The organism is Mesorhizobium sp. P5_C1 (genome assembly GCF_054049815.1).
The window spans coordinates 1-11,366 of the sequence record NZ_JBFULQ010000179.1; the positions used below are offsets into that span (position 1 = coordinate 1).

Here is an 11,366-nt window from a genome sequence, read left to right on the forward strand (position 1 = left end):
CATTACGACCATTGCGGGAACCATCATCTGTTCCCGAACGCGACCTTTCACCTGCAGGATGCGGAGATGGAGTTCGCGACCGGCCGCTGCATGTGCCACCATGCGATGCGCCATCCCTTCGAGGCGGAAGACGTGTCAACCATGGTACGACGCGTCTTTGCCGGAAAGGTCTGCTTCCACGACCCCGAGTCGCAGATCGCGCCCGGCATAACGCTCCACAAGGTTGGCGGCCACTCGCGCGGATTGCAGGTCGTGCGGGTGGAGACCGACAACGGCGCGGTCGTGATCGCGTCGGACGCAGCCCATTTCTACGCCAACATGGAACGCGAAAAACCTTTTCCCGTCTTTGACCGGCTGAGCGATGTGATCTTCGGGGTCGAGCGTATGAAACAACTCGCCAGTTCCCCCGCTCACATCGTCCCCGGGCACGACCCTCTGGTGCTCAAGCGCTTCGCGCGTACCCGCCAGGACGTCGAAGGCATTGTTACGCTGAGCCGCCCGCAGCACTGAACATGTTGGTGCCGCAGGGGTCTCGGGGGGCACGTCCGGCAGCTTTCGCAACTTGTCCTCACGTTGAAACAATCGACGTCCGCTTCTTGAGGATAGTGCGGATTGCCTGAACGGCCGACATGAGGCGCAAAGCTGCCGTCCTCTTGCGGCTGGCGCAGGTCAACTATGGGGCAAGTCGGAACATACCACATGTCCAGTCCAGTGATCCGCAACGACTCGAAGATCAACTTCGCGGCAGGCCTCGACGAAGAGGCCCAAAGCCGTTTCGTTCAACCCTCAAATTTGTCCGCTAAGTAGCACAGTAGGTAACACAAATGAGTAGAATGAACCGAAATTGACGGCTAGAAGTTTGAAATTATACAGCAAAATCAATTAGTTACCGAGAAATTTGTGGTACCGTTGGCTGGGATCGAACCAGCGACCTCCGGATCCACAATCCGGCGCTCTAACCATCTGAGCTACAACGGCACGTTCACCGAGCCGGACCAGGCGGAAAGCGCGCTTTCCGTGATCCGCTCCGTCGTTCGGCGATGCGTCCTTACGGGCTAATGGATTTTAATTCAAGACTTTTGCTAKGCAAAGGTCGCTTGCCCACAAACAGCATCGACTTTTCGCCGGACAAAGAAAAAGGCCGGCGGGTCTCGAAGGCGGTCTTGATCGGCTTGGTGACGTCCTCGGCCGCCTTGGAGGCGACGGTCTGGAAGTCCTTGGCCTGCTCGACGGTCATTTCGACGCGCTTGCGCAGGAAGGCGGTCTGCAGCTCGACGACTTCCGACAGCGACTTGGCGCCGATCAGGGCTTCGAGATGCGAGAAACCAGCCTCGGCATTGGCGCGGAGAGCGGAAATGGTCTTGAGCGACAGGTCGCTGGAAACGGTCTTGGCGGTCTCGTAGGTCGACTCCAGAGCCTTCTGGGTCTCCTCGGCGCCGGTCTTCAGCTTGGCGTAGGCTTCCTTCGACTGCTCAACGCCCTTTTCGGCGAAAGCGCGCATCTGGTCGGTAGCCTTGGAAGCGTCGAAGCTCGGGAATTCAACGTTTTCGATCGTGTCGGCAGTTTTGGTCCTGGACATTTTCCATCCTTTTCAGCGTCAGCGGCTTTGACAGAAAGCCGTCTCGTTCATGTATGATGGCAATATAAAGGCAAATTTTGTGCATTGCAATATCTTTGTTGCAGTGCACCATAATTTTCTTCGGGCCGTTAACCAAGAGGCCAGATTCCAGCCTTTGCACGTTCTGGCTTGTGGACCTTCGCGCCGCCGGCTTTTATTAACAAAGCGTTAACCGCAATTTGCCGCTCCGTGAGGGTTCGCCAAGCGCATGCCGTCCGAATATTCCTTCCTCGACGTCGCCGTGCTCGAAGCAGTCCGCCAGCGCTTTGCCGCCGGCGACGCGATCGCGATTCTTTCGACGGATCTGGAGCAGGTGATCTGGGCCAATGGGCCAGGAGCCGCGGTGTTCGGCTACCCCGACATCGAGGCGATCATCGGCGCCTCCGCGCAACTGCCGTTGATCGCCAGACGCCAGATCATGGCGACCAGCGGATTTCCCGAGATCAGCGGCGACCGCGCCATCACGGTGCGGCTGGCAACGGGCATGACGAGCCGTGCCGTCGGCTTCCTGGCCAGTGCCGTGACCATGCCGGACGCCGAAAAGGCGATCATGCTGACCGTGCCGGCGGCGCAGACGAGCTCGCGCAGCGCCGGCGAAATCGCCGCTCGCGCCATCGGCGGCTTTACCGAAGACGGCCATTTCATTGCCTTTGTCGATGCCAGCGGAAACGTCGAGGCCGCCTCGGAAGGATTTTCGGCACTGGGCATCTTGCCGGAGACGCTGGCGGCGCTGGTTGCCGACGTCGCGGATGAGGGCGACCGCATCGTCAAGCGCCTCGTTCCCGGCGGCGCAACCTCCTATCCGGCAGGCCTGGCAAGATTGACCGAGGAACGGCATCTGCTGGTGGTGATCGACGAGGACCAACTCGACGACACGTCCGCTGCCGACGACAGTGTCGCGGACACGCAAGCGCCAGCCCAGGTTGAAACCGCGGCTGCGGTAAGCGCGATTGCCCAGTCGGAACCGGACCAGGACAACAGACCGGCAATCGACATCGAACACCCGGCCGTGGACGAACCGAGCGTTCCGGAAGCCGCCGAGATCATTCCGCCAGCGCCTGAGAATGCCGATCCAGCGGGGCAGCCTGCGGAGGCGGCGGATAACGACCCGGGAACTGCCGCCGCTACGGCAGCGCAGCACGATCACTGGTACTTCAATGCCGGTGAGGAAGACAGGCAACGGGCCGGCCGGGCCGCTGCAGCCGAGCCGGTTGAGCCCCCTGCCGCCGTCGCGGAGGGTGCGGCGGAAATCCCGACGCGGCACGACACCAAGGCCACCGCCCCTGTCGAACGCCCGGTCGTGCGGTCGATCGACCGCACGGCGGCGCCACTGCGCTTCGTCTGGCGCACCGATGCCGATGGCAAGTTCAGCACGCTGTCTCCGGAATTCGCCGACATTGTCGGCAAGCCGGCCGCCGATGTGATCGGGCGGCGCTTCAGGGATGTGGCGGCCACTTTCGGCCTCGATCCCTCCGGCGAGATCGCCGGCTTGCTGGAGCGGCGCGATACCTGGTCCGGCCGCTCCGTGCTGTGGCCGGTCGCCGGATCCGATCTGAAGATCCCGGTCGACCTGGCGGCGCTGCCTGTCTATGGCCGCAGCCGTGCTTTCGAAGGCTTCCGTGGCTTCGGCGTTGCCCGGGCCAGTGACGCGGTCGTCGATCCGGAAGCCATCGGCATGGCGCTGGTGCCCAACGGCAAGGCCCCGGAGACGCCGGAGCCGCAAGCCGTGGAACCCGTGCCTGAACAGCCCAAGGCTGAAGCGCCGAAAGCCCAGGAGCCGAAGGTCGAGGAGCCGAAGGCATCGGACCCGTTCCAGGGCGAGGTGCCGGCGCTGACCATCGTGCCGAAACCGGAGCGACGCTTTGCCGACAAGGTGATCCGGCTGGCCGAGCATCGCCAGCCAGCCAACGATAAGGGCCTGTCGACGCTGGAGCGAAGCGCGTTCCGCGAGATCGGCGAACGGCTGAAGAAGGACAGTTCCCCGGTCGAGTCGCCGGAGGCCGAGAAGTCCAGCCTCGACAATCCCAGGGAACGGGCGGCCAAGACACCTGTCGAAGCTGCGGCAGTCGGCGAGATTCCATCAACAGCGGATGTGGCCTCGCACGAAGAGCCGACGCTTGCCGGCGAAATCCCGGCGGCGGAGCCAGAGACGATGCCGGCCGAAACGGCCGAGACGGATGTCGATGCCGAGGACGAAGCGGATCTGGCGCGGCTTGACGGCGGTCACCCGGACGAAGCGGGTCACGAGGCACCCTCCGATACCCTGCCGGGTTCGTTGCTCGGCTATGCCGACCGTGATGATGAACGCGGTCCTGTCGCGGACAACAGCGACGGGGCCCCGGTTTCCGAACCGGTGGCGGCGCAACCAGAGATCACCGAGCCCGTCGCCACCGGCAAAGGGCCGGTTGTAGCCGATGCGACACATGACGCTGTTGATGACGACAGCATGACATCGGCGGATTTTCGCGATGCCGAGGATAATGAGGATTGGGTACAGCCCGACGAAGAAGCCGCTGCCTCTGACGAGCATTTGTCCGCATCCGTCGCGGGAACTGCCGGCGCAAGCGGCGCCGCAGCACGCATCGCGCGCCCACGCCTTAATGTGCCGCCGCTCAAGGTCGAAGGTTTCGTGCCGTCGGCCTTTTCCGCCGGAGATGAGCACAAGGCTCCTGATACCTCGCTTCTCAGCAAACTGCCGGTGCCGCTGCTCATCCATTCCGGCGACCAGTTGCACTATGCGAACGAGGAATTCCTCAACCTGACCGGCTATGAGGCGCTCGACGACCTGGCGGATGCCGGCGGCCTCGGCGCGCTGTTTGCCGACCCCTACGCCCACGATGGGACCTCCGACGGCACCGATCGCGCCTTGCGACTAAAGACGCGCGATCGGCAGGAATTCCCGATCGAGGCTATCCTGCGCTCCGTCCCCTGGCGTGACGGCAAGGCATTGATGCTGGTCGTGCGCCGCACCGGCGAAGATGACGCGCCGGCGGCCCTGCATGTGGTTGGCGACGAGCAGACGCAGCCCGACATTCCCGAGCTCAAGGCACGCATCGCCGAGATGCGCACCATCATCGACACCGCCACCGACGGGGTCGTGCTGATCGGCCGTGACGGCACCATCCGCTCGATCAGCCGGCCGGCCGAAGCGCTGTTCGGTTTCGACAGCGACGAAGTGACCGGCAAACCGTTCGCCTCGCTGTTTGCGATAGAAAGCCAGCGTGCGGCGCGCGATTATCTCAACGGACTGTCCGAGCCCGGCGTGGCGAGCGTCATGAATGACGGCCGCGAGGTGATCGGGCGCGAGGCGCAGGGCCGCTTCATCCCACTGTTCATGACCATCGGCCGGCTGCCCAACGACAGCGGCTTCTGTGCCGTCGTGCGTGACATCACGCAGTGGAAGCGGGCCGAAGAGGACCTGACCCAGGCACGCGCGGTGGCCGAGCGTGCGTCCTCGCAAAAGACCGATTTCCTCGCCCGCATCAGCCACGAGATCCGCACGCCGCTCAACGCCATCATCGGCTTTTCCGAACTGATGGTCGACGAGAAGTTCGGACCGGTCGCCAATGACCGCTACCGCGACTATCTGCGCGACATCAATCGCTCCGGCAACCATGTGCTCGACCTCGTCAACGACCTGCTCGATATCTCGAAGATCGAGGCCGGCCAGCAGGAGATGGCATACGAGGCAGTGTCGCTCAACGACACGCTGGCCGAGACGGTGGCGATGATGCAGCCGCAGGCCAACCGCGAGCGCGTCATTATCCGCTCCAGCTTCGCGTCGCGGCTGCCGGAAGTGGTCGCCGACCTGCGCAGCGTGCGCCAGATCGCGCTCAACATCCTGTCGAATGCCATTCGCTACACCCAAGCCGGCGGCCAGGTGATCGTCTCGACCGCCTATGAGACGTCAGGCGACGTCGTCATGCGGGTGCGCGACACCGGCATCGGCATGAGCCACGCCGAGATCGAGCAGGCACTGAAGCCGTTCAAGCAGATCAACGCGTTGAAGCGCGGACGTGGCGACGGCACGGGGCTTGGACTCCCGCTGACCAAGGCGATGGTGGAAGCCAACCGCGCCCGGTTCACCATCAACTCGACACCGGGTGAAGGCACCCTGGTCGAGGTCGCGTTTCCGTCGACCCGCGTGCTCGCCGAATAAGCAATTCCGGAAAACAGACCGACCTCCAGGGCAGCGCGTCCGATCAGATTCAGGCGATGCGCTTTCGGTCTTTATCCTTGTGCATGTCGTTCTCCCAAACCGGGACCACTTTTGGGCGGCATGCAGCAGCAAAAGAAAAGGCGCCCAAGAGGACGCCTTAAGAGATGGGATTGCTGTCACAACGGGGCTTGAGCGAATTCAGATCCTCCGGGGACAGAGGAACGGGATTTCTCCCTCAAGTTACGTGCGACTATCGACGCCGGGCCTTAACAACTCCTTACCGGCGCCGCCGAAAGTTTACGAATGTGTACCACTCATGAAATCTAGGTAAATTCTCGCGACATATTTGGTTAACCATGCCTGCCCGGTTACTCGGCCAGCTGCGGTAGGTTCCTGAACAGCTCCAGCGCCTCGGGGTTGGCGAGCGCCTCCTTGTTCTTGATGGCGCGGCCATGCACCACGTCGCGCACGGCGAGCTCAGTGATCTTGCCTGACTTGGTGCGCGGGATGTCGGTGACGGCGACGATCTTGGCTGGCACGTGACGCGGGCTCGCCCCGCTGCGGATCTTGGAGCGGATGCGTTTTTCCAGATCGTCATCCAGTTCGACGCCGGCCGCGAGTCGCACGAACAGCACGACGCGCACGTCGTTGTCGAAATCCTGGCCGATGCACAGAGCTTCCAGAATCTCCGGCATCTGTTCGACCTGGTTGTAGATCTCCGCCGTGCCGATACGCACGCCGCCCGGATTGAGCGTGGCGTCGGAACGGCCATGGATGATCATGCCGCCATGCACGGTCCATTCGGCGAAATCGCCATGGCACCAGACATTGTCGAAACGCTCGAAATAGGCGGCCTGGTATTTCTTGCCCTCGGGATCGTTCCAGAAGCCGATCGGCATCGATGGAAACGCCCTGGTGCAGACCAGCTCGCCCTTCTCCTGSCKGAYCGGYYTGCCGTCRTCGTCCCAGACATCGACGGCAAGGCCRAGGCCMGGYCCCTGGATCTCGCCGGTCCACACCGGYTSKRTCGGCACGCCGAGCACGAAGCAGGARACGATRTCGGTGCCGCCGGAGACCGAAGCCAGATGGACATCSYTSYTGATGCCGTCATAGACGAARCGRAAATCCTCSGGCGAYAGYGGCGACCCGGTGGARGARATCGCCCGCACGCTSGACAGATCATGCGTGCGGATCGGCTTGAGRCCGGCCTTGCGYACGGAATCGATGAAYTTGGCMGARGTGCCGAARAAGGTCATCTTCTCGGCATCGGCGAAGTCGAACAGCACATTGCCGTYGGGGTAGAAGGGCGAGCCGTCATAAAGCAGCAGCGTCGCGCCCGAGGCGAGCCCCGAAACCAGCCAGTTCCACATCATCCAGCCGCAGGTGGTGAAGTAGAAGAAGCGGTCGCCGTCGGTGAGACCGGCATGCAGCCGATGTTCCTTGACATGCTGGATCAGCGTCCCGCCGGCCGAATGGACGATGCATTTGGGAATGCCGGTCGTTCCCGACGAGAACAGGATGTAGAGCGGATGCGCGAACGGCAGCCGCTCGAAGGTGACGGGCTTGACGGCGAAGGGCGAAAGCGCCTCTTCCAGCGCCACGGCCTTGTCGATGACATCAGCGACATCGCTCGAGGTGCCGAGATAGTCGACGACCAGAACCTTGCGCACCGTGCCAAGCTTGGCCGCAACCGCGGCGATCTTGTCGGCGACCTCGATCGCCTTGCCATTGTACCAGTAGCCATCGGGCGCGATGAAGACCACCGGCTCGATCTGGCCAAAGCGGTCGAGCACGCCCTGCTCGCCGAAATCGGGAGAGCAGGACGACCAGACGGCGCCGATCGAGGCGGCAGCCAGCATGGCGGCGACGGTCTCCGGCATGTTGGGCATCATCGCTGCGATGCGATCGCCCTTCTTCACCTTGAGCGACAGGAAAAGCTGCTGCAGCCGTGACGTCAGCGCCTGCAACTCGTTCCACGACAGTCGGCGCTCGACCTTGTCTTCGCCGCGAAACACGATTGCCTCACCAGCGCCGGTCTTCTTCAGTAGATTCTCGGCGAAATTCAGCGTCGCGTCGGGGAAGAACGAGGCACCAGGCATCCTGTCACCGTCGACGAGCACGCGCTCGCCCCCATTGGTCCCCTTGTCGCCGACGATACCGCCGAAGTCCCAGACCAGGTTCCAGAACTCTTCGCGGTCCTCGACCGACCAGCGGTGGAGCTCCGAATACGAAGAAAACGCTACGCCGGCTTTCACTGCCGCAGCCTTCGTGAAAGCGGTCAGGGGTGCTGCATCAATCTGGTCTTGCGTCGGGGTCCAGAGCGGTACTTCGGCAGCCATGATCGTTCCTCCACGGTCGCCACCGCTTATGCATATCGCAGCGCAGCAGAGCAAGATTTTGTTCGGTCAGTGAGACCAGATGTGCGCAAATGCCATCGCCGGGCCATAAAGACTTGAAATGCCTCAGCCCTAAGTCGTAGTGACGACTGGGGTTACGCCCGTCAGGCGATTTTTGTCGGAATGGAAACATACGGGGCGATATGCCATCAACTTTGATCCGGCGCGGAATATGGGCGATCGGCGCCGCCGTGCTCGTCATCGCGCTGGTCGTTGCCGCCCTGCCGCTGATCGCCTCCACCCGAATCGTGCGTGACCGCATTGCCTGGGAAATGAGTGCGTGGAGCGGCTTCCGGGTCGCCATCGACGGCTCGCCGCGCATCGAGGTCTGGCCGAAATTCCGCGCGATCCTGACCGATGTGACGCTTTCGCAATGGACCGACACCGAGGCGCCGCCGGTGGTCGAGGCCGAGCGGGTCGAGGTTGACCTTTCCGCCATGGCGGCCTTGCGCGGCGACGTGGAGTTTTCGACGGCGCGGCTGGTGCGGCCGACGATCCGGGTTGAGCGAACGCCGGCCGGCTTTTTCCTGCCCGCCGTCCCGACCGGCGGGCGCATCACGCGTTCCATCGACACGGCGCGCGGCGTGGTCAATGCCGACCCTGCCAAGCCCGACCTCGACAAGCTGCCGGCCGACACGTTCGGCACGGTGGAGTTCCGCGACGGCCGCATGGTGGCGTCCATCGGCGGCAAGGATGTCGAGATCCTGAGCAGCCTGTCCGGCCAGGCGAATTGGGCGGCGATGAACAGCAATGCGACGCTGTCGGCAACTGGGATCTGGCGCGGCGAAAGCGTCGCGCTGGACGTCGCCTCGCCGAAGCCGCTTGTGCTGTTTGCCGGCGGTACGGCACCGCTGACGCTATCCTTCAAGGCGGCGCCCGCGACCTTCTCGTTCGACGGCACGGCAAGCATGTCCGAAAACGCTTACTTCGACGGCCAGGCGAAATTCTCGGCACCTTCGCTGCGGCGTGTCCTGGAGTGGTCGCAGGCCGGCATTGCGCCGAGTGCTGCGATCGGTTCGGTCAGCATTTCGAGCAAGATCACGGCGACGGCGGGGCGCGTCAAATTCGACAACACCGCGATCGCGCTGGACAACAATCCAGGAATGGGCGCGCTGGATCTCTCGCTGGGCGAGGCGCAACCGGTGATTTCCGGGACGCTCGCCTTCGACACGCTCGATCTCAGATCGTTTCTGTCGGCCTTTACGCCGCTGGCGCCGACCGGAGGGGCGGAACCCGGCGACATCGACACAAGTTTCGCCGACAAGGTCAACCTCGATCTCAGGCTGTCGGCAGCGCACGCTACGGCGGGGCCTATCCAACTCGCCGACGTCGCCGCCACCGCCCAGGTCAAGGATGGTCTTTCCGTCTTCGATATCTCCGATGCCTCGGCCTTTGGCGGCAACATCCAGAGCAGCCTTCGCTTCGACCGCAAACCGGAAGGCTCGCAGGTCGAGATTAAGCTGCTGGCGTCCGACATCGATGGCGGCGCCTTCGGCACGGCGGCTGGGATGACCCGGCTGGTGCCGGTCGCCACCGGAACGGTCTCGGTGATCCTCAAGGGACCAGGCAGAACCTGGGACTCCATCTTCGACAATGCCGACGGTTCGGTCTCCGCGACGTTCGGACCGGGTGTGTTGAGCAAGCTCAACCTGCCCGCCTTCCTCAAGCATACCGAACAAKGCGGCTTCTTCGCGCTCGACGACGTCTCCGACGGAACATTGCCGATCGACGGTGCCGAGATCAAGGCCAGCATCACGAAGGGCGTGGCGCGGATCGACAAGGCCGAAGCCAATTCGGCGAAGTACAAGCTCTGGCTGTCCGGGATCGCGTCCTACACCGGACGAGGACTGGCCTTGTCCGGCGGTATCATTCAGCCGGACCAGGCGGCAACGCAGGCCAACGGCCAGCAAGGCCCCATCCAGTCATCCTTCTTCGTCGGAGGAACGTGGAGCACGCCGTTCATTTCCCCGATCAGCCGCGGCGTTTCTGGGGAATAGGCCTTACCGCCGGTTTGTCGTGAAGCAATTCCCTATGAAAAACGCTGCGCGCTTTTCCCGGAATTGCCTCAGCCGCGTTGTGCGGCCCGCTCGTCGAGTTGGCGCTGCACCTCACGCCGCTTGTTGGCGACCGAGGCGATGATGACGCCGACCGCGACAACGGCGATCAGGATCGTGCAAGCGGCGTTGATCTCCGGCGTCACGCCGAGACGCACCTGGCTGTAGATCTTCATTGGCAGCGTTGTTGCTCCAGGCCCGGAGGTGAAGCTGGCGATGACCAGATCGTCGAGCGAAAGCGTAAAGGCCAGCATCCAGCCGGACACGATCGCCGGCATGATGACCGGCAGCGTGATCTGGAAGAAGGTCTTCACCGGCGTTGCGCCAAGATCCATCGCAGCTTCTTCCAGCGAGCGGTCGAAGCTGACCAGGCGCGACTGCACGACGACGGCGACGAAGCACATGGTGAGCGTGATGTGGGCGAGCGTGACGGTCAGGAAACCGCGGTCGAGACCGACGGCGACAAACAGCAGCAACAGCGACAGGCCGGTGATGACTTCCGGCATGACCAGCGGCGCAAAGACCATGCCTGAAAACAGCAACCTGCCCCTGAACCGCGTGTAGCGGGTCAAGGTGAGCGCCGCCAGCGTGCCGAGCACGGTCGCCACCGTGGCCGAAATGACGCCGACGCGCGCCGTAACCCAGGTGGCGTCCATCAGGCCCTGGTTGTGGAACAGCGAAACGTACCATTTGGTCGAGAAACCGCCCCAGACGGTAACCAGTTTCGACTCGTTGAAGGAGAAGACGATGAGCAGGACGATCGGCAGGTACAGGAAGGCAAAGCCCAGCACGATCGAGGTGACGTTGAATCGGCTCCAGGTGGTGTTCATTTGTCCTGCTCCTGGGCGCGCGCCTGGGCCTGCTGGAAGAACATGATCGGCACGGTCAAGAGCAGCAGAAGGATGACGGCCACGGCCGACGAGACCGGCCAGTCACGATTGGCGAAGAACTCGTTCCACAGCGTCTTGCCGATCATCAGCGTCTGCGATCCACCGAGCAAATCGGGAATGACGAACTCGCCGACGGCGGGGATGAACACCAGCAGACAGCCGGCGATGACACCGGGCAGCGACAGCGGGAAGGTGATCTTCCAGAACGCGCTGGTCGGCGGGCAACCAAGATCCTTTGCAGCCTCGATC

7 protein-coding genes and 1 tRNA gene are annotated in these 11,366 nt (G+C 63.1%); 3 read left to right on the top strand and 5 right to left on the bottom strand.

The genetic code is table 11. The features are described 5' to 3' along the window. On the top strand, positions 1-510 hold a 510-nt coding region (locus tag ACXJ7R_RS16005), incomplete at its 5' end, for an N-acyl homoserine lactonase family protein (protein WP_457152683.1). A gap of 391 nt (positions 511-901) precedes the next feature. Here ACXJ7R_RS16005 and ACXJ7R_RS16010 read toward each other — a convergent pair. Continuing rightward, positions 902-978 (bottom strand) — tRNA-His (locus ACXJ7R_RS16010). Positions 979-1,048: 70 nt separating this feature from the next. Continuing rightward, the gene (locus ACXJ7R_RS16015) at positions 1,049-1,579 is read right to left on the bottom strand and encodes a phasin (protein ID WP_457152684.1); all 531 of its coding nucleotides are present in this window, start codon (positions 1,577-1,579) and stop codon (positions 1,049-1,051) included. A 247-nt stretch (positions 1,580-1,826) separates the two neighbouring features. On the opposite strand from ACXJ7R_RS16015, the gene ACXJ7R_RS16020 reads away from it, so the two are divergent. Continuing rightward, a complete protein-coding gene (locus ACXJ7R_RS16020; protein WP_457152685.1) occupies positions 1,827-5,777 on the top strand; it encodes a PAS domain S-box protein in 3,951 nt (1,316 codons plus the stop codon). Between the two features lie 368 nt (positions 5,778-6,145). Here the strand turns inward: ACXJ7R_RS16020 and ACXJ7R_RS16025 are convergent, their stop codons facing one another. After that, entirely contained in the window at positions 6,146-8,116 is a 1,971-nt protein-coding gene (locus tag ACXJ7R_RS16025) for an acetoacetate--CoA ligase (protein ID WP_457152686.1), read from the bottom strand. Positions 8,117-8,316: 200 nt separating this feature from the next. Here ACXJ7R_RS16025 and ACXJ7R_RS16030 point away from each other — a divergent pair, with 200 nt between their 5' ends. After that, complete coding sequence (locus ACXJ7R_RS16030) at positions 8,317-10,170, top strand: AsmA family protein (RefSeq protein WP_457152687.1); 1,854 nt, start codon at positions 8,317-8,319, stop codon at positions 10,168-10,170. Positions 10,171-10,238: 68 nt separating this feature from the next. Here the strand turns inward: ACXJ7R_RS16030 and ACXJ7R_RS16035 are convergent, their stop codons facing one another. Both ACXJ7R_RS16035 and ACXJ7R_RS16040 read right to left on the bottom strand, forming a co-directional pair. After that, positions 10,239-11,057 carry an ABC transporter permease gene (locus ACXJ7R_RS16035; RefSeq protein ID WP_095088554.1) on the bottom strand — a complete coding sequence of 273 codons (819 nt, stop codon included), beginning with the start codon at positions 11,055-11,057 and terminating at the stop codon, positions 10,239-10,241. Continuing rightward, positions 11,054-11,366, bottom strand: a 313-nt coding sequence (locus ACXJ7R_RS16040; protein ID WP_457152688.1) for an ABC transporter permease, incomplete at its 5' end; no start/stop codon positions are given. The genes ACXJ7R_RS16040 and ACXJ7R_RS16035, both read right to left, overlap by 4 nt.

What these genes read in the sequence shown, in the direction of transcription:
- ACXJ7R_RS16020 (WP_457152685.1), top strand. Translation starts at nt 1,827, where the DNA reads ATGCCGTCCGAATATTCCTTCCTCGACGTCGCCGTGCTCGAAGCAGTC.
- ACXJ7R_RS16035 (WP_095088554.1), bottom strand. Translation starts at nt 11,057, where the DNA reads ATGAACACCACCTGGAGCCGATTCAACGTCACCTCGATCGTGCTGGGC.